We start from the raw sequence: 19,595 nt of genomic DNA on the forward strand, positions 1-19,595 counted from the left end.
TTATGATTACCGACTTCCGCATCAGAACTCTTGTTTTTACCCTATTACTTTGTTGCTTCACAACAAACTATTTACAAGCGCAACTGCCGGTTTTAACACACTCGTACACCTTTGAAGATGGTACAGCTAAAGACCTTGTTGGCAATGCTGATGGGATAATAACAGGGGGGAAGATTGAAGACGGAAAGTTTGTTACCACAGAAGAAGGTCAGTTCATAAAATTGCCGGCCGGATTAATCCAATTAAGCAGCTACAATTCTCTAACTTTGGAGGCTTTTATTGTCGCCGGAAAGGATAATGGTGAAAACACCATGGTGTCTTATTTTGGAAATGAACAGGAAATACTCGGGAGTGATTACATTTTTCAATCTGTTCAAAATGGCGCAAATCCCAGGTCAAGATCAGCTATCTCATGCAAAAACGACACCTTTGCCTGGAACACTGAAACCACGGTTAATTGTAATCCTCTAAACGACGGACTACCCCACTATCTTGTAACAACTTTTAATGATAAAGAACTCCGGTTTTACGTAGACGGAATGCTTGTCGGTTTACAAACCAATGAACAGTATCCGGTGAATCGTCTGGAAAATATTGGAGAACAGGTTGCCTACCTGGCCAAAAGTGGTTATCGTGCCGATCAAACATGGCTGGGCGCGATAGATGCCTTTAATATTTATGAAGGAATTCTGGATGCTGCAACCATTGAAAAATCGGCACTGAGCTATCTCCCTGAACAAGTTATAGCTAATCGTTATAAGCTGACCGGTGCAGCACTGCTTATTGAAGCATCTAAAATTGACAGTCTTCGAACACTTATCGACCAAAGCGATAACAGTGAGGAAAAAGTTAGGTGGCTAAACGAATATGCCCGACTTAATTTTTACAACCAGAACTACTCGGAAGGCTTTAACGCAACTATTGAAGCTCGCGATCTGGCCCGACAACTCAATTTTAAGGGAGGCGAAATTCTTTATCATTATACCCTGGCAGCATTTTTCAGAAACGGTGATATGTATAACTATCATATCGAAAAAGCGAAACAATTAATGTCATCGCCTGGAAACAATAAATCATACGAAGAACCAGTACCCCCCCAGGAATATATATCACGTTGGGATACTGTACTTACAAATAAACTTTTAGCGCTTAGCAGTAAATACAAAGACACAGGAGAGAAAGAAATATTTGCAAGTATCACAGCCATGCTTGCTTATAGTTACTATGCAACAGGAAGAATGGCCGAAGCCATAGAACCGCTTAACAAATGTGTGATTTTGTTTAAAAAGCTGGGTGATCCCTACCTTGTAATTTTACATTATAACTTTTTGAACTTTCTCGTTATCGATGACAATGAGAAATCGAATATACTCCATGATATGTTGGACTATATCAGCAGTATTAAAAATACAAGTGCTATCGGTCCCCTAAATTTTCAAATGGCAAATTCTTACCGAGTGAATGGACAGTATGAACTGGCACTAAAACATTACCTCAGTTCCTTAAACTATTTTGAGTCAATTAAAGATTCGAATATGATGGTAAATGTTTATTGGGAAATGGGGAATTTATACAGCAACATGGAGTTGTATGCCAAACAAGTAGAAAACAATGATAAACTGATTGATTTATTAACCCGGCTAAAAAGATTTGATGAAGCAATTGATGCAAAAGCGAGTACAATCTGGGCTTTACATTCAGTGAAACAGTACGATAAAGCACTTAGTTATATTAACAGTGCTTTGCAGGATTCAACCGGTATCACCTACCTCGTTCGGCTCGCCCAAAAAAACGAGCTTGAGGCAAACATCGCAATGGATTTACAAAATTATGAGGGAGCCATCCCAAAATTCAAAAAGGCATTAAGCATTTATGTCCCTTACAACAATACCTGGGGAATGTTATGGGTTAACCAGAAACTGGCGCTTTGTTATTATAACTTGGGTGAATATAAAACGGCACTAAGTTTTGCAATAAAATCGATGTCCTATTCAGAATTTGTAAATTTGGATAATAACTACAGAAAGGAAATAAATCTTACGACCTCCAAAATTTACGAAGCCATTGGAGACATGACCTCAGCCTATAATTACCTGAAGAAATACCAGGAGGTGATTGATAAAGAGGAAAGTAATGAATCGAGCCAGGGGGTATTTGAAACGTTAATGAGTTCAGCGCTTGATAAAACCCAGCAAGAAATTGATCAACTGGAACAGGAGCGTACTTTAAAAGAACAACAGACGAAAGTCCAACGCTTATGGATTTTCAGTATTACCGGCGCTCTCCTCTCCGTTCTGTTTCTAGCATTGGTATTGTACCGCAACAATAAAAATAAACAAAAAGCAAACAAATTATTAAGTAAACAAAAGAACGAGATTCAATCTACACTTGAGCAATTAAAGTCTACGCAAAAACAACTTATCCAGTCCGAAAAAATGGCAAGTTTAGGTGAGCTTACCGCAGGTATTGCACATGAAATACAGAATCCGCTAAACTTCATCAATAACTTCTCGGAAGTGAATAGTGAACTGATTGAAGAATTAAAAGAGGAAATAAAAAACGGCAATACCGAGGAAATAAACGAACTGACCGCCGACATTGCCATGAACGAAAGTAAAATAAACTACCACGGCAAACGCGCCGATTCAATTGTAAAAGGAATGCTGCTGCATAGCCGCGGAAACAGCGGACAGAAAGAAGCGACCGACATCAACGCACTGGCCGATGAATATTTGCGGTTGTCGTATCACGGATTCCGTGCAAAGGACAAATCGTTTAATGCCGATTTCATACTCGATAAAGAGGAGTCGCTCCCGAATGTAAAAGTCGTTCCACAGGACATCGGGCGGGTATTGCTCAACCTCATCAACAATGCTTTTTATGCGGTGCTTGACCAACAAAAACAACAGCCGAAAGATTTCAAGCCGCTGGTAAGTGTTAGTACCAAAAAGATCAAAAACGAGGTAGAAATCAGGGTAAAGGACAACGGAAGTGGCATACCCATCAAAATAAAAGAAAAGATTTTTCAGCCATTTTTTACGACCAAGCCCACGGGTCAGGGTACCGGGCTGGGATTGAGCATGAGCTATGATATTATTACAAAAGGCCACAACGGCACATTAAAAGTGGAGTCGAAAGAAGGCCACGGAACGACATTTATAATTGAAATACCCATAACATCATGAAGATTTTAGTAGTTGACGACGAAAAAGACATTCGCCCCTTGTTCGAACAACGTTTCAGAAGGGAGATAAAAAAAGGTGAAATTGACTTTGAATTCGCCTATTCAGGAGAAGAAGCACTGGAATACATGAAGAAATATATGCACGGAGCGGTACTCATTCTCTCTGATATAAATATGCCCGGAATGAGCGGGCTGGAACTGCTGGAACAGATCAAAGAAAAAAACCATAATCCACCACCGGTTGTTATGATGATTACTGCTTATGGCGACAAAGAAAACTACAACCGGGCACTGGAACTCGGAGCCGACGATTTCTTAACCAAACCCGTCAATTTCACGGAGCTTAAAGAAAAAATTAAAACACTCGAATATGACTAAGATACTGGTAGTTGACGATGAAGCAGACCTGGAGATTCTCGTCAAACAAAAATTCAGAAAGAAAATCAGGGCACAGGAATACGAGTTTGTTTTTGCCATAAACGGGATTCAGGCCCTCGAACGGCTGCAGGAACACACCGATGTTGATGTGGTATTGAGTGATATTAACATGCCAGAAATGGATGGCCTAACTTTACTTTCCAAACTCACCGAACAACATTCTATCCTGAAATCGGTGATCATTTCGGCTTACGGCGACATGGAAAACATACGCACTGCTATGAACCGCGGAGCTTACGATTTTATTACCAAACCCGTCGATTTTAAAGACCTGGAACTCACCCTCGAAAAAACAATTAAGCACGTCAATCAGATGCGGGATACCATTCGGGCAGTAAAAGAAAACAACATCCTGAAAATGTATGTCGATGAAACAGTGCTGAATTTTATGGATTCGCGAGAGTTTGAAGTTTCCCTCACTGCCAATGAAACCGTGGAGGCCACGGTAGCATTTATCGATATTTGCGGATTTACGGCCATCAGCGAAAACGAGAAACCTGATACCGTGGTAGAATTGCTGAACAACTACTTCGATGTGATGGTGCCTGCCATTATCGAGCAGGGCGGATTGATCGATAAATTTATTGGCGATGCTATACTGGCCGTTTTTAAAGGCGAATACCATCTCGACAGGGCCATTGATGCCTGTTTGGCAGCGCGAACCAAAATTGCAGAATTGCCCGAAGTATCCGAAAGAATCACCTTCAAACCTCATGTGTCCATCGGAATTAACAGTGGCGAAATGATATCGGGAAACATCGGTTCGTCGAGTTTGCGTCGTCTCGATTATACCGTTATCGGCGATGTGGTAAACACCGCTCAGCGCCTGCAAGCTGCCGCCGAGCCCGGGCAGGTGGTTATCAGCGAAACTTCGTACAATAAAATCAACGAGTTTTTTAAGTGCCGGAAAATCGGCGAGATCTTTCTGAAAAACAAGTCCAAGCCAATGATAACCTATGAAGTAATTGAATAGAATTTGCTAAAAGAAGGAAGCGCAATATGAAAAATTCAAAACGAATCAACTGGAGATCCATCTTTTCATTCCAATATATTTTATACACCTTACTCGGTAGTCTCATCTCGGTTATCGCTCTTGATGGTTTTTTGATCCCTAACGGATTTGTTGACGGAGGTGTAACCGCCGTATCCATAATCTTCGAAAAAGCTTTTCTCATTCATATCAGTATCTGGCTGATCGTAATCAATATTCCCTTTGTTTACATTGGTTACCGCCTTGTTGGAAAGACCTTCGCTGTGCAATCGATGATTGCCATCCTGATTACTGCCGGGCTGATGTTGATTGTTCGCGTACCAGTTATTACCGAGGATAAGTTGTTGATGGCGTCATTTGGAGGATTCCTGATGGGGCTCGGTGTTGGCCTGGTAATACGTGGTGGCGGAGTAGTTGACGGCCTTGAAATTATTGCCCACTATACCAAAAAGAAAGTCGGGTTCACTACCAGCGAGATCATCATGCTGTTCAACTCGCTGGTGATTTTAGGGGCTGCTATCGAATTTGGCCGCGAGGCAGCCATGTACTCCATCCTGGTATACTACATAGCCATGAAGACCTCGGATTATGTGGTTGACGGAATTGAAGAATTTACCTCGTTGACCATAATATCAAAACTCGACCAGGAGGTAAAATCGATCATTGTAAATGATTTTGGCAAAGCAATAACTGTTTACAAGGGAGAGCGGGGATTTCTTCCCGGAACCTTTGATATTAAGTACGATTGCGACATTGTTGTTACCGTAGTAACCAGGCTCGAAATTCACCGAATTAAGCAGCGTATCTCAAAATTGGATCCGCATGCTTTCTTCTTCGTTCAGAGTATAAAGGAAGTAAAAGGAAGTTATTTAAAACACCACAAAGATACCGTTTAAAAAAGACGAAATGAACATAGCCAAACTAAAGAAATTTATTGTCTCAGAACTCGGCTCGCAGTTGTCTGACGACCTCAGCTACCACAATGTTCAGCATACACTCGCTGTTTTAGACAATTGCAATAAATACATTCGACGACTGAAAATAACTCCTTACGATGCTTATCTGTTGCGAACCGCTGCGCTTTTACACGATACCGGGTTTATGTTTGGCTACGAAGAGCACGAAGAACGAAGCATAAAGTTTGCAAAAAATATCCTGCCTAAATGGAATTACACAGCACAGGAAATTGACAGGATTTCGGCAATAATCCGGGCTACCAAAATACCTCAGCGCCCGCTTAATGAACTCGAAAACATTATTGCCGATTCTGACCTTGATTACCTGGGAACAGATAAATTTTATCCGGTGGGAGAACGACTGTTTGAAGAACTCAAAGCACTCGGAAAGCTAAATACACGAACTGAATGGAACAGTCTCCAGATAAAATTTCTGCAAAATCACAGCTACCATACACTTTTTGCTCAAAAATACCGCGAACCGCTAAAACAAAAACACTTGCACGAATTGATGCAAATGAATTCTGATTAAAAATCCATTATTAATTATGCTCCGTTTCTTCTCAAAAATGCGTTACAAATTCGCTGCCGAAAATAGAGTAGGTAAGTACCTTAGTTATGCCATTGGTGAAATTTTGCTGGTGGTAATCGGGATTTTGATTGCGCTGCAGGTAAACAACTGGAACGAGGAGCGCAAACAACATGTTGCATTTAAAAGGACACTGGAAGCCCTGAGACAAGACCTCAATTATAATATATATCTCGCCAATTCGGATATTATTGATGCGTACAACAAAGATTCAATTATAACGATGGCGTTGAATAACAAGATAACGCGCGATATGTACCGGGAAAACCCGGATTTCAGGAATGCTATCAATTCTCGTTATTTTTACCCGGTTCAGGACAACCTGTCGGCAGCACTAAGTTTCGAGAATCACATTCCAAATAGATATATGTCGATTGTTCCTCAGTTAAAACTTTTGAGCGCCCAATTTGACCGATGGCAAGATTCTTACAGTATATCCTTTGAAACGGTTATAAATTATAATGATTGGTTAACAGATCGTTTTTCCTGGTATAGCAGGAATGATTCTCTGGCCGTTGAAAGCAATATTGATTATCTATTGAATGACCCTGTTTATTTGAATAAATTATCCTTTTTCAGGAATAATTATTTGAACAACACCATTTGGAATGTCACTATTCTTCGAAGCCTTTCGGCAGGTATTTTAGCAAAACTGGAACAAATTGAAAAAAGTGAAAAGGAATCCGACATAAATGCTTTATTTGACCAGTTAAGATTAAAACCTTACAATCATATAAGTGATACTACCGGATTCACGACAGATCAGCAGGTTCAGTTCAGAACCGGAAGTCTAATCTATAATGCAACAAATCAAACTATAACGGTTTTCAGAATTATTGATTTTAGGCGGAATTACCCCAGGACATTGAACCCGGGAGATTTTTATACCCCCATAACAAACGGCGGAGATTTGGTTGAAGTGGTTTATGAAAATCAGGATTCTCAATTCTACCAAACAGTTATTGACGGTTATCTTTTAATTGAATAATTCAAATATTATGCTCCGATTCTTCTCAAAAATGCGTTACAAATTAGCTGCCGAAAACCGGGCAGCAAAATATCTGCGTTACGCCATTGGCGAAATTTTACTGGTGGTGATTGGAATAGTAATAGCACTGCAAATTAACAACTGGAACGAAAACCAGAAAGCACACCGGTACGAAATTAAAATGCTAAGCGAAAGCAGAAATGCATTGATTCACGATCTGGACTTTTTTGATTACCTGGTGAACGAGCGATTAGCAAGAACAGATTCGCTCAACACGGTCTTACTTGATTTACACCTGAAAAATTTACCGGTTCCCGATTCTTTAATCAGTAAAATGAACATCCTTGACCGGGGGTATTTATTCTACTATAATTCCGGCCCTTATGAAGCCATAAAATCGTCAGGTATGGATAAGATCTCGAATGATTCAATACGCAATGCTTTGGTACAGCTTTATGATTTTTATCTTCCCTGGACTACTTCTGCCTTGGAAATTCCCAATAAAACCTGGGATAAACAGCGGGAATATTTTAATCTGCTTTTTACACCGATAGCGCATAAAGAAGGGGATAACATCAAAATAAACAAAACCGAAAAATATAAGGAGTTCTGGCTCAGAGAGGAATATGAACCACTTCTGATTCAGACAGCAACTTATGTTGGCGGTGCACAATACCGGATTCAGGAAGTTATGGTAAGCATGGAAAACTGCCTCCGGTTGATCGATAAGGAATTGGGAAAATCACCGTAAAATCTGAAGCAAAATAACAACTACAATTTTTGCCTATGAATTTCGTGGGAATGGAAATAACAAAAAAAGAGAAGGTACCGGCACTTTCAGAAAATGCATTGTTGCGTTACCTCACTTTCTCAGCGCTGTATTTTGCCCAGGGAATTCCAAACGGATTATTGTGGTATGCCTTACCGGCATGGATGGCCATGAACGGTAAAACACCTGCAGAGATTGGAAGTTTTGTGGCGATAATAGCTATTCCATGGAGTTTCAAAATCGTTGTTGCACCGTTTATGGATCGGTTTACCTTTTTGCCCATGGGACGGCGTAAACCCTGGATATTGTTTGGTCAGTTAGGACTGGTGGTCAATTTTATTACACTTGCCATCGTCAAAGATCCATTGAGCCACCTTTCCATCCTTATGTTTTTGGGTTTTATGAGTAGTCTTGCCAGTATCTTTCAGGACATTTCTGTTGACAGCCTGGCCATCGATATTCTTCCTGTCGACCAACAAGCCCGGGCCAATGGTTTAATGTGGGGATCTAAAGTTTTGGGAACATCAGCAACGGTTGCCATTACCAGCTGGTTGATTAATCATTACGGATACCTCCTGTCTATGATGGCCTTTGCCGTAATTGTGATGGCTATTATGCTCTTACCGTTACTACTGAAAGAACGGCCGGGTGAAAAACGTCTTCCCTGGTCGCAGGGAAAAGCTTCTCCGAAAACACAGGAAATGCAACTTCACAGCTGGAGAGTGATTTTTAAAAGCCTGTTCAGGGCTTTTATATTACCAATGAGCCTGATTATGGGAGTTGCTGCATTTAGCCAGGCAGTCGGAAGAGGTCTTATTGATGCCATATTGCCGGTGTTTACCGTGCAGGAACTGGGATGGACGGATGCATTTTATTCCCGGGTTTTTGCTTCTTCGGCGCTTGTAGCAGGAGTACTGGGTATGTTTGTTGGCGGGGCAATGATCGACATATTTGGGAAAATACGTATGATGACCATTTATGCCGCGTCACTAATCGCATTATTGTTGGGGATGACGTTTCTTTCTCAATTCTGGACCAACAATTATTTTGTGATCGGATTTTTTGTCGCCTTTTATGTCCTCGACGTGTTTATAACCATTTCCATATTCGCCATAGCTATGCAATTAAGCTGGAAAAGAATTGCAGCCACCCAGTTTACGCTTTACATGGCCATTGCCAATGTCGGTCTTTCAGTTGGTCCTTACATAATGGGGCTATTAAAAACCTATTTCAGCTGGCAAATTGTTTTTATGACCTATCTGTTATTTATGGCTGTTGTTTTGGTTACGATGCGTTTTATGAATTTTGAAAAGCACAAAAAAGATATGGAGGAAATTGAAACCAAATATGTGTAATCAGTTTTTATTAATGCTCATTGCCTGAATTTTCATTCACGATTAAAAAATAATTTATGCTACGTTTCTTCTCAAAAATGCGCTACAAACTGGCCGCCAAAAACAAAGTTGTCAAATACATGCGTTATGCCATTGGCGAAATTTTGCTGGTGGTATTTGGAATTTTGATAGCGTTGCAGGTAAATAACTGGAATGAACGAAGGAAAATACAACAAGACATTACTGACACCAAGAGAGCACTGGAACTGGAGCTGGAAAACAATATCTCATCAACCAATTATTTATTAAATGTAGGCTATGAATTAAGCGATGTATTGAATGAACTTGAAACCCAAAAGACATTGAGAGATCTAAAGTACGGTTTTGGTTCTTTCTATGGTAATTTTGGAATTTTTGACACCTATGTACAAGATCTGCAGACAGAGAACTTAAACGCGTTTATAGCTCTAGAAAAGAGACTACTGCCAGAAGATAAATCCACTCTTATTATTGCTAAAAACCTAAAAAGGAACATTGTACAGAGACAGGCGTGGGAGACAAAAGCTACAGAGCTGAGTCTTCAACGATTTAAAGAATTTTCGGATGAATTACCCTGGTTTTATGATTCCGATAGCATCTCAAATGCAAAAAGAGAAGACTATATTCAAAACAATCAAATTTTCAGAAATAAGGTCATTCACTATTTAAACTTTCAGTTGAATGAAAATTTCTATGGTGCTTCAACGATCAGAAATGTATCTCTTGTGCTATTATGGAACCTAAAGCAAAAAGGGAAAAGCAAAGTTGATTTTGGTACCTTTCTTATAGACAGAGGATTGATCCCGTTTAAGGAATATAATTGTGATATAGTAAATCAGGTTGATCCTGATTTCATCGGTTTCAGGAACATATTTATTGTTTATAACCCATCGTCCAGAGAAGTAATATTGCATAAAATCAACAGAGAGAATAATGAGAATTTAAGAATAGGCCTAAATCCTGAATCTCGAAGGATAATCTCTATCGATGACAAGGAATATGTTCAATTGGGAGACAATTGCGAAAAGGTCTATTTCCCTGTAAGAAACGGATTTTTGTTACTTGAAGAATAGAGGAATTAAAACACAATATAAAACCTGTATGGTTGAAACATTTGTTGGGATATTTATTCTACTCGCTGGTATTTAGATCATTACTGAACAATAAAGTGCTTGCATAGGTTACTAATGAAACTTAACTCCATATTATGCTCCGTTTTTTCTCAAAAATGCGTTACAAACTAGCTGCCGAAAACCGGGTGGGAAAATATCTTCGTTATGCTATTGGTGAAATTTTGCTGGTGGTAATCGGAATTCTGATTGCTTTGCAAATAAACAATTGGAATGAAAGACGAAAAATTCAGGTTTATGAACAAAAAATATTAACTGATCTGGTACGTACCATCGATAACGACCTGGGAATATATCACATGTTATTAGGTCGCCTTGATTCGATGGAATTCGGAGTTTCAAACCTGCATCGTTTAATGGGCAAAAATGAGAGTTCTGCGGATTCGCTTCAGAAATACCTGCCCTACCTTTCTATGGGAATAAGATTTGGCTATGATTCCGGTGTGTACGAGTCCTTAAAATCTGTAGGACTGGATAAGATAACAGATGATTCTGTTCGCGAAGGTCTTGCACGATTATATGATTTTCTGTATCCGAGAATAAATCTGATGATTGAAAGTGAATACAAGCAACCAAGTAATGAAGCTAAAAAACTTCTGGATAAATTTTGGCTTACCGGTGTTGAGGTGAATCCAAACGGAGAAGCGTCGATTATTAAATGGGTAGAAATCAAAGATCCCTTTCATAATCAAGACTTTCTTAATGGCATTAAGTTGTACTCAAATACCTACAAAAGTGCTCGATATCGTATTGAATTTATAATAAACGAGTCAGAGAAAATGAAAAAATCATTGGAAAATTACATCAATGAATAACTGAAAATACAAACGAAATATTACCATAGCCTATGTTCCGAATTCTTCTCAAAAATGCGCTACAAACTGGCCACCGAAAACAAACTGGGCAGAAGCGATGTTTGAAGAATCATCTCAGTTGATTTACTCCATCGATCTTTACTTAGAAATAAAAGAATAGTTATTCAGAACAAAATTTATAAAATATCACCACATGAAAAAATCTACATTGTTTTTTGTTTTTGCCCTGCTTTTTGTTGCTGTATTCACCGCAGCACAAGCACAAAACAACTTGAAAAGCCCGCTGCAGATCAACGACATTTTCGATATGGAAATGGTTGCCGACGCGCAAATTTCACCCGACGGTAGCAAGATCATTTACCAACGTGTGTTTATGGACATTATGACCGACAGGAAATACGCCAACCTTTGGATCGTGAATTCCGACGGTAGTAATCCGCGCCCTCTAACACAGGGAAACCAAAATGATGTCAGTCCGCAGTGGTCGCACGATGGAAGCAAAGTAGCTTTCCTCTCCAACCGGCAAGACGATAAAATGAAACTGTATGTAATGTACCTCGATACGCGACAAATGGTGGCACTCACCAACACCAGTCAAACACCGGGGCAATTTGAGTGGTCGCACGACGATAGTCAACTGGCATTTACCATGTTTGTGCCTTCGAAAAAGAAATCCTTGCTCGATCTTCCGGCTAAGCCTGAAGGCGCCAAATGGGCCGAGCCACCGGTGTACATCGACGAAATGAATTACAAAGCCGATGGCCGCGGTTTTTTGAAACCCGGCAACCGCCAGATTTTCACCATTGGAATGGACGGTGGTACTCCGCGCCAGTGGACAACTTCGGCACACGATCATAGCTCTCCGGCTTGGGCGGCCGACGGGAAAAAATTGTATTTTACAGCCAACCTTCACGACGATCACGAGTTGGTTCCATACAATTCAGAAGTATACAGCCTTAGCCTCGAAACCGGCGAAATTACTGCACTCACCGATCGTTTTGGGCCCGATGATTTATCGGCCGTTTCTCCCGATGGGGAAAAAATTGCTTACACCGGATTTGATGATCGTTTCCAAGGCTACCAGGTTCGGGCACTTTATGTAATGAATACAGATGGTTCGGATCCAAAACTCCTTACTGCCTATCTCGATCGCGACGTCAGCAATGTGATCTGGAAAAGCGATAGCAAAGGTTTGTATTTTCTTTATGGCGATCAGGGCGATAACAAGATGTCGTCTGTAAGTCTTTCCGGTAAAGTTGAAACATTCGTGGAGGGCATCGGCGGACTTTCGCTGGGACGCCCTTATAATGCTGGTAATTTCAGCGTTTCAAACAACGGAAGTTTTGCGTACACAATCGGTTCGGTAAATCATCCAGCTGATCTGGGTGTTTATGCAAACGGGAAGACACAGCGCTTAACCCGTTTGAATGACGACCTTTTTGCCTTCCGCGAAATTGGCAACGTGGAAGAGATCTGGTGGGAATCGTCGTTCGATGGTCAGAAAATTCAGGGCTGGATTGTAACCCCTCCCGATTTCGATCCAAATAAAAAATACCCGCTGATTCTCGAAATTCACGGTGGCCCATGGGCGATGTATGGCAGCTCTTTTACTGCCGAAATACAATTGTTCGCTGCCGACGGTTATGTAGTGCTATATTCCAATCCGCGCGGAAGCACCGGGTATGGTGAAGCGTTTGGCAATGCCATTCATCACAATTATCCGGGCAACGATTACGACGATTTGATGTCGGGAGTTGATACCGTGATTAACCGTGGTTACATCGATACCGATAACCTCTTTGTAACCGGAGGTAGCGGCGGTGGAGTTCTTACCGCCTGGATTGTTGGTAAAACCGATCGTTTTAGGGCTGCGGTTTCGGCCAAACCCGTTATCAATTGGGCAAGTGAAGCTTTGTATGCCGACCTGGCCATTTGGGCGACCAAGTATGTTTTCGGCGGCAAACCCTGGGAAATTCCCGATGAGTATTTCCGACTTTCGCCGCTGTCGCTGGTGGGAAACGTAAAAACGCCAACCATGGTGCTTACCGGCGAAGAAGATCACCGTACACCGATGCCCGAATCGGAGCAATATTATATGGCCCTGAAGCTGCAGGAAGTGGAAACGGCTATGGTTCGTATTCCGGGCGCTTCGCATGGTATTACCAGCAAACCAAGTGGTATGGCGTATAAAGTGGCTTCCATTTTAAGTTGGTTCGAGCATTACCGAAACAGGTAGAATATGCTTCGTTTCTTCTCAAAAATGCGCTACAAACTGGCTGCCGAAAACCGGGTGGCGAAGTACCTGCGCTATGCCGTTGGCGAAATTCTGTTGGTGGTGATCGGGATACTGATTGCGCTGCAAATCAACAATTGGAACTCCAACCGTATCGATCAAAATAAAGAGCGGGAATACCTCGAAAATTTTCTGGAAGAAATGAAACGCGATTCTGTGTTTCTTAATGTCTACTGGACACGCGATTACCCGGATAAAGTTGCCGGTCTGGAACTGGCAAGAGAATACATCAAGTATGGCAAAGAAATACAGGACACTGCAGCTTTTTTTGTCGATATAGGAAAAGGCGGAAAGTTGAGTCGCGCAGCCGTTTTTGAAGAATCGAGTACCTACCAGGACATCATCAGCACGGGAAATCTTAAACTCATCCGAAATAAAGACTTGCAACTGCACATCATACAGTATTACACCTCGATCAGTACTTCGATTACATACATGAATAACCTCAGAAGCGAATACGCTACTTTTGTAAATTCATTGATCCCCTATAATCCACAAGAGTATTATCAACCCGATAAAAAAGACTATGAACGCGCCCTTCAAAAAATAAATTCAGACGAATTTCTGAGTCTTGCCAACCAGGAGTTGACTTATGCTTACTCGCTTAACCGAAGAATGAACCGTGTAAATGATCGCCTGATCCCCTTGTTGCAACAGATTAACAATGAACTTGAAAAGATTAACTCAAACTAAGTTAGAGTATAAGTAAGTTGTGATATATCAATTGACCTTTTTTGCTACCTTTAACACTCATTCTTAAAGCTTTGCCATGACTAAGGCACGCCTGTATTACATCGACAATCTCCGTATTTTCCTGATAAGTTTAGTGGTTTTACTTCATTTGAATATTACCTACGGTGCCCCGGGTGACTGGTACTATAACGAATCGAGTGCTGAAATGCCGGCACTACTTTTTCAGGCCATGTTCAATATAACCAACCAGGCCTTTTTTATGGGGATGTTTTTTATGATTTCGGCCTATTTTACTGCCGGATCAATTCAACGAAAATCCACTGGAAAATTTGTCACAGACCGGCTCATTCGTTTGGGAATTCCTTTGGCAATCTTTTATTTTATACTGCAAGCGCTCACCGTCTGGATCAATTATCATTTCATCCGAAACGACGACGCCAGCCTTTGGAATTTTATATGGAAATACCGGGTTTGGGGTTTTGGCCCGCTTTGGTTTGTTGAGGCTCTGTTGATCTTTACCTTTCTTCTTTTAATTTTCCGCAGGTCCTTACTGAACATCCGCATCAGTTTTCCCGGAACCAGGTTGATTATCCTCTCTGCTTTAATCGTTGGATTGATTCAATTTCTTATAAGATTACGCTTTCATGTGGGTTGGAGCATTCCACACACCAATCTGCAGCTACCTTTTTTCATCCAGTACATTGTGCTTTTTGTTGTTGGTATTATTGCCTATCAAAATAACTGGCTCGATTCTATTGATTTCAAACTGGGGAAACGCTGGTTTATTTTTGCGCAAATAATGATAATGATCGTTCTGCCAACTTTTCTTTATTTTGGAGGTAAGGAAAATGGAATGGATCCATTTCTGGGTGGAATGACCTGGCAAAATTTTGCCTGGGCCATCTGGGAACAGGTAACAGGATTTGCGTTGATCATTGGCCTGCTGGGACTGGCAAAAAAATATGCAAACAGACAGGGAAAACTGGCAAAGGCCCTTTCTGACAGTGCTTATGGCGTATTTGTTTTTCATGCGCCTATTATTGTAGGAATTAGTGCGCTTCTTGTTGGATTTAGTGTACCGCAATTGCTGAAATTCGTGATCGTGGCTCCAATAGCAATGTTGGTAGCCTTTCTTTTTGCCTGGCTGATCAAACAACTTCCGTTATTAAAACGCATTTTTTAAGCTGATTTTTCAACATTTTCCTCTCAATCAGGTTTCTTATATTTGAATAAACAACAAGCAATGAATTCAAACGACTTGCAAACACTGATTCGCGACATTCCCAAAGCCGAACTTCATGTGCATATTGAAGGAACACTCGAACCTGATCTTATATTCAGGTTGGCCGGATGCAACAATATCAAGCTAAACCATACTTCGGTTGAGGAAGTTCACGCGGCCTATAGTTTCAGTAACCTGCAGGAATTTCTTGATATTTACTACCAAGGTGCCGGGGTACTTTTACAGGAAGAGGATTTTTACGAGCTCACCATGGCTTATTTGAAAAAATGCCGTGAAGAGAACATTGTACACACCGAAATATTCTTCGATCCGCAAACGCACACCCATCGTGGAGTGCCATTAAAAACTGTGGTAAATGGCATACAACTGGCATTGAATCAGGCGAAACAGAACTGGGGAATTACCAGCAGGCTAATTCCCAATTTTCTGCGGCATTTAAGCGAAGAAGATGCGATTAACTCTTTTAAGGAACTGCTCACTTTCAGGGAATATTTTACAGGTTTTGGTCTCGATTCTTCGGAAGTGGGACACCCGCCGGCTAAGTTCGAACGACTTTATAAAATGATCCGCGAAGAAGGTTTCCGTGCTGTTGCACACGCGGGAGAAGAAGGTCCGGCTCAAAATGTTTGGGACAGCATAAATCTGCTTGGCGTTTCACGCATCGACCACGGTGTGCGCTCCATTGAAGATGAAGAACTGTTGAAGGAACTGGCTCGCTTGCACATGCCGCTCACGGTGTGTCCCCTCTCGAACCTGAAACTAAAAGTGGTAGACGACCTGAAAGACCACCCTCTGAAAAAACTACTTGATAAAGGTGTTATGGCGACCATAAACTCTGATGATCCGGCTTACTTTGGAGGTTACCTGGTTCAGAATTATTTGAAAACTGCCGAAGCCCTTAATCTTTCGAAAGATGAAATTATTCAGCTTGCTGCCAATTCTTTCAAAGCCAGTTTTCTTAGTGAACATGAAAAGGAGCGCTGGATTGCTGAGTTGGCTGCATTCTGAACATAAATTTTAGCACCCCCTTTTCAATGTTTCAAGCACAAAACTTCTGAAGATTTCAATTGTTTTTGATTTTAGCATGTCAAACTCAATGATTAACCTTCATCTGCAGGTTCAGGCCGTATTTTTGCACCATCTAAAATTAAAAGTCATGAATTCTGAAGAACTACGGAAAATGCAGGCACCCCTGAAGGAGGAATATAAAAGCAATCCAGAATCTGCTGTGGTTACATTAACAGCCGAAGGAAATATTGGAGATGGAATATCCTGTAAGGTTGAAACCGGACAGCGGCTGGCGCAGGCTGGTTTGCACCCGGCCACCGGAGGCGACGGAACACTGGCCTGCTCGGGCGATTTGTTGCTTGAAGCATTGGTGGCCTGTGCAGGAGTTACCCTAAAATCGGTTGCAACAGCAATTGGCATTAACCTGAAAAGCGGTATGGTAAAAGCAGAAGGCGATCTCGACTTCAGAGGGACACTTGCTGTTTCAAGGGAAGCACCGGTGGGTTTTCGAAATATCCGACTTTCTTTTGTGCTGGACTGTAATGCCAACTCCGAAACGCAAGCCACACTCTTAAAACTTACTGAAAGATATTGCGTGGTTTTGCAAACAATAACTACTGCCACTCCGGTCAGCTCATCTATTTCAATCCACTAAAACGCAATAATAATCCCAATCGTGGGCAGTACTGTACCGGTTGTGTTGGCTATTTCGTTTAACACATAACGAGTACCATTGTCGGTCAGCAGAAAGTTCCCGTTGGCATCGGTTTCGCGTACCACGATCGGCTGCTGATCTGCCTGAAAATTGTACAGGTTCTGAATGTCGATATAAAATTTGGCTGTCCATTTTTCCCAGTAAAACGATTTATCCACACGCAGATCGAGCTGATGAAACGGATCGAAGCGTAAGGTATTCAGTTTTGAATAGTCGGGGTACGGTCCGCCGGTTAGGTTCCAGGCTTCCACCAGCGACGATTTTTCCAAATCCCATGGCGTGTAGGGCAAACCACCTACAAAACGCCAGCGGGCACCAATACGCCAATCGTTCTTCAAATCTTTTGTGCTAGTCAAAACAAGCAAATGTTTCGAGTCCCAGCTCGAAGGAATGTAACTCCCGCTTGCATCGGTAAATTCGCTGCGCACCAAAGTATATGACAGGTTAAAATTGAAGCCGTCGGTGGAATTGATTCGTGCCTGAAATTCAGCTCCATAAGCACGGCCTTCGGATGTAGAAACCACTTCCTCATCGCCGATCACACCAAAATCAGCACCTTTATTGGCCAGACTAATTCCATCGTTTACCGACATAGGATAATCGCTGTAGCCTTTCCAAAATGCCTCAGCTGATAACTGCACCGTTGATTTTGGTCGGAATTCGAGCCCGCCAATCAAATGATCCACCGAAATGTATTTCAGTTTGTTTTCCTTATTCACTAGAACATCGTTCTCCTTAAAACCAAGCGCAGTGTACGAAGGCAACTGGTAGTATCGCCCGGTATTGAAGTTCACACTCCATTGTGGCGTTAAGCTGTACGAAGCCGAAAAACGCGGAGAAAACTGATCGAGCACATTATTCATGCTCGAAGAATAATTATTGGCATCGGTACGAACGCCGAGTGAAAGCGCCAGCCGTTCGTGGAAAACACTTTTGCTTAGCTGCGCAAACAAGCCGTATTTTACCAGATCGAGGTTGGTGTCGTAGTTCACCGGAATTAATTCGCCGTTATAGAACCTACCCGAAAAAGTCGTGTTCTGGTAGTTCACCAAATCAAGGTTGGCACCAAAATTAAGTTTATAGCCGTCGATGCGCGAGGTGTTTTCGAAACGAAACTTGTTTTCTACCTCCTGCGATTCGTAATCGATTATTTTATTGGCTTCCGAGGAATCGTCATTTTCGAGGTATTTATCAGCCTGGTTGTTCAGATGACTTCGGCTAACTACAAATGTTTGGTAACTGTTGTCGCGGTAATGCTTATACACCGCCCCCAGGGTATAACTCCATTGCCGGTTTTCGGGCAGCTGGCTCAAAATGTATTCCTGCTGTTCATCCGGATCTTCAATATCGAGGTTCAGCCTGTTAATGTCGTAGGCGCCCAAACCAATAACCGTAAGCTCGTTTTTACGGTTGAAACGGGTACGCACTTTAAACTGCGTGTCGGTAAAATTGGGCAAAAATGGCAGTTCTAAAACACTGAATAAAAACTGGAGGTAAGACCTACGCACCGAGAACACGTAATTTGTTTTTTCACCGATCGGGCCGTCAAGAGTAGCTGCAATTTCGGAGGCTCCAAGGGTTCCGTGAAACTTAAGCTTTTCATCATTTCCATCAATCTGCTTGAACTCAAGAACACCACTAAGTGCTTCACTCCTGTTGGCCGGAAATGCTCCTGAAAAATAATTCACTTCGCGGATAAAGTCGGCATTTAAGATACCAACCGGACCACCCGATGCTCCCTGAGTTGCAAAATGATTGATGAACGGAACCTCAACATCATCGAGGTAAAACGTACTTTCCGAAGGACCTCCACCACGAATAATTACGTCATTTCGGAATGCCGGGGTTGATTGCACTCCCGGGAATGACTGAATAATCTTTGAAATATCGCGGTTTGCGCCGGGACTTTTTTCAATTTCGCCAATCCCGATGGTTCGGAGCGAAACCGGGCTTTCAGGCGTTTTTCGGAAAGGCGATGCCGTAACAGTTACTTCTTCAATTTCTGATGTACTCTTTTCGAGCTTAATTTCCAATGAAGCAGCGCCGCTCCGGTTGACTTCTATTTCACTTGAAATCGCTGTTTTGTATCCAACAAACGAAGCTTCAACCCGAATAAATCCCGGATCGAGATCATTAAAAACAAAACGTCCGTCTTCGTCAGTGATCGTTCCAATTGTAGTACCGGAAACTAATACGTTAACAAAAGGCAGTGGTTCGTTGCTGGTGGCATCGAGCACTTTCCCGCTCAACGAAGCCTTTTGCGCCATGGCCCAGAATGGAACAATAATAAAGATGAAGATGATTTTTATGGTTTTCATGTATTTTCTGTCTAAACTAATTGTCGCAAAATTAAACAACAATAATAAATAAAAGTTGAGAGAATCCTTCGTTTTTTTACCTTAGTTGAATT

16 protein-coding genes are annotated in these 19,595 nt (G+C 41.6%); 15 read left to right on the forward strand and 1 reads right to left on the reverse strand.

From position 1 onward, the window contains the following. Positions 1-2 precede the first annotated feature (2 nt). From WFY05_RS06240 to WFY05_RS06310, 15 genes are all read left to right on the forward strand, one after another. Complete coding sequence (locus tag WFY05_RS06240) at positions 3-3,185, forward strand: ATP-binding protein (RefSeq protein WP_340111900.1); 3,183 nt, start codon at positions 3-5, stop codon at positions 3,183-3,185. Continuing rightward, positions 3,182-3,562, forward strand: coding sequence for a response regulator (locus WFY05_RS06245; protein ID WP_340111902.1), 381 nt, complete (start codon positions 3,182-3,184; stop codon positions 3,560-3,562). The genes WFY05_RS06240 and WFY05_RS06245 overlap by 4 nt, the downstream gene beginning before the upstream one ends. Beyond that, positions 3,555-4,595: an adenylate/guanylate cyclase domain-containing protein gene (locus WFY05_RS06250; protein ID WP_340111903.1), complete on the forward strand. Its 1,041-nt coding sequence runs from the start codon at positions 3,555-3,557 to the stop codon at positions 4,593-4,595. The genes WFY05_RS06245 and WFY05_RS06250 overlap by 8 nt, the downstream gene beginning before the upstream one ends. Positions 4,596-4,621: 26 nt before the next feature. Next, the gene (locus tag WFY05_RS06255) at positions 4,622-5,509 is read left to right on the forward strand and encodes a YitT family protein (RefSeq protein WP_340111904.1); all 888 of its coding nucleotides are present in this window, start codon (positions 4,622-4,624) and stop codon (positions 5,507-5,509) included. Between the two features lie 10 nt (positions 5,510-5,519). After that, positions 5,520-6,101 (forward strand): HD domain-containing protein, encoded by a 582-nt coding sequence (locus WFY05_RS06260; RefSeq protein ID WP_340111905.1) that lies wholly within the window; start codon positions 5,520-5,522, stop codon positions 6,099-6,101. 37 nt (positions 6,102-6,138) lie between these two features. Beyond that, a complete protein-coding gene (locus WFY05_RS06265) occupies positions 6,139-7,146 on the forward strand; it encodes a DUF6090 family protein (RefSeq protein WP_340111906.1) in 1,008 nt (335 codons plus the stop codon). Between the two features lie 31 nt (positions 7,147-7,177). Continuing rightward, positions 7,178-7,897 (forward strand): DUF6090 family protein, encoded by a 720-nt coding sequence (locus tag WFY05_RS06270; protein WP_340111907.1) that lies wholly within the window; start codon positions 7,178-7,180, stop codon positions 7,895-7,897. A 50-nt stretch (positions 7,898-7,947) separates the two neighbouring features. After that, positions 7,948-9,270, forward strand: a complete 1,323-nt coding sequence (locus WFY05_RS06275) for an MFS transporter (protein WP_340111908.1) — start codon at positions 7,948-7,950, stop codon at positions 9,268-9,270. Between the two features lie 56 nt (positions 9,271-9,326). Next, entirely contained in the window at positions 9,327-10,361 is a 1,035-nt protein-coding gene (locus WFY05_RS06280; RefSeq protein ID WP_340111909.1) for a DUF6090 family protein, read from the forward strand. 155 nt (positions 10,362-10,516) lie between these two features. Beyond that, the gene (locus WFY05_RS06285; RefSeq protein WP_340111910.1) at positions 10,517-11,233 is read left to right on the forward strand and encodes a DUF6090 family protein; all 717 of its coding nucleotides are present in this window, start codon (positions 10,517-10,519) and stop codon (positions 11,231-11,233) included. A gap of 193 nt (positions 11,234-11,426) precedes the next feature. Beyond that, complete coding sequence (locus WFY05_RS06290; protein ID WP_340111911.1) at positions 11,427-13,469, forward strand: S9 family peptidase; 2,043 nt, start codon at positions 11,427-11,429, stop codon at positions 13,467-13,469. Between the two features lie 3 nt (positions 13,470-13,472). Continuing rightward, a complete protein-coding gene (locus WFY05_RS06295) occupies positions 13,473-14,219 on the forward strand; it encodes a DUF6090 family protein (RefSeq protein ID WP_340111912.1) in 747 nt (248 codons plus the stop codon). Between the two features lie 76 nt (positions 14,220-14,295). Next, positions 14,296-15,402 carry an acyltransferase family protein gene (locus WFY05_RS06300; protein WP_340111913.1) on the forward strand — a complete coding sequence of 369 codons (1,107 nt, stop codon included), beginning with the start codon at positions 14,296-14,298 and terminating at the stop codon, positions 15,400-15,402. A 60-nt stretch (positions 15,403-15,462) separates the two neighbouring features. Beyond that, positions 15,463-16,470, forward strand: coding sequence for an adenosine deaminase (locus WFY05_RS06305; protein ID WP_340111914.1), 1,008 nt, complete (start codon positions 15,463-15,465; stop codon positions 16,468-16,470). 148 nt (positions 16,471-16,618) lie between these two features. Beyond that, positions 16,619-17,125, forward strand: a complete 507-nt coding sequence (locus WFY05_RS06310; protein ID WP_340111915.1) for an OsmC family protein — start codon at positions 16,619-16,621, stop codon at positions 17,123-17,125. Here WFY05_RS06310 and WFY05_RS06315 read toward each other — a convergent pair. After that, the gene (locus tag WFY05_RS06315; RefSeq protein WP_340111916.1) at positions 17,122-19,503 is read right to left on the reverse strand and encodes a TonB-dependent receptor; all 2,382 of its coding nucleotides are present in this window, start codon (positions 19,501-19,503) and stop codon (positions 17,122-17,124) included. The two genes, WFY05_RS06310 and WFY05_RS06315, sit on opposite strands and share 4 nt — an antisense overlap. Positions 19,504-19,595 lie beyond the last annotated feature (92 nt).

This window comes from Maribellus mangrovi, from assembly GCF_037646455.1.
Taxonomy (GTDB): Bacteria; Bacteroidota; Bacteroidia; order Bacteroidales; family Prolixibacteraceae; genus Draconibacterium; species Draconibacterium mangrovi_A.

Coding starts and splice junctions, on each gene's coding strand:
- WFY05_RS06240 (WP_340111900.1), top strand. CDS start 3: ATGATTACCGACTTCCGCATCAGAACTCTTGTTTTTACCCTATTACTT.
- WFY05_RS06245 (WP_340111902.1), top strand. CDS start 3,182: ATGAAGATTTTAGTAGTTGACGACGAAAAAGACATTCGCCCCTTGTTC.
- WFY05_RS06250 (WP_340111903.1), top strand. CDS start 3,555: ATGACTAAGATACTGGTAGTTGACGATGAAGCAGACCTGGAGATTCTC.
- WFY05_RS06255 (WP_340111904.1), top strand. CDS start 4,622: ATGAAAAATTCAAAACGAATCAACTGGAGATCCATCTTTTCATTCCAA.
- WFY05_RS06260 (WP_340111905.1), top strand. CDS start 5,520: ATGAACATAGCCAAACTAAAGAAATTTATTGTCTCAGAACTCGGCTCG.
- WFY05_RS06265 (WP_340111906.1), top strand. CDS start 6,139: ATGCGTTACAAATTCGCTGCCGAAAATAGAGTAGGTAAGTACCTTAGT.
- WFY05_RS06270 (WP_340111907.1), top strand. CDS start 7,178: ATGCGTTACAAATTAGCTGCCGAAAACCGGGCAGCAAAATATCTGCGT.
- WFY05_RS06275 (WP_340111908.1), top strand. CDS start 7,948: ATGGAAATAACAAAAAAAGAGAAGGTACCGGCACTTTCAGAAAATGCA.
- WFY05_RS06280 (WP_340111909.1), top strand. CDS start 9,327: ATGCTACGTTTCTTCTCAAAAATGCGCTACAAACTGGCCGCCAAAAAC.
- WFY05_RS06285 (WP_340111910.1), top strand. CDS start 10,517: ATGCGTTACAAACTAGCTGCCGAAAACCGGGTGGGAAAATATCTTCGT.
- WFY05_RS06290 (WP_340111911.1), top strand. CDS start 11,427: ATGAAAAAATCTACATTGTTTTTTGTTTTTGCCCTGCTTTTTGTTGCT.
- WFY05_RS06295 (WP_340111912.1), top strand. CDS start 13,473: ATGCTTCGTTTCTTCTCAAAAATGCGCTACAAACTGGCTGCCGAAAAC.
- WFY05_RS06300 (WP_340111913.1), top strand. CDS start 14,296: ATGACTAAGGCACGCCTGTATTACATCGACAATCTCCGTATTTTCCTG.
- WFY05_RS06305 (WP_340111914.1), top strand. CDS start 15,463: ATGAATTCAAACGACTTGCAAACACTGATTCGCGACATTCCCAAAGCC.
- WFY05_RS06310 (WP_340111915.1), top strand. CDS start 16,619: ATGAATTCTGAAGAACTACGGAAAATGCAGGCACCCCTGAAGGAGGAA.
- WFY05_RS06315 (WP_340111916.1), bottom strand. CDS start 19,503: ATGAAAACCATAAAAATCATCTTCATCTTTATTATTGTTCCATTCTGG.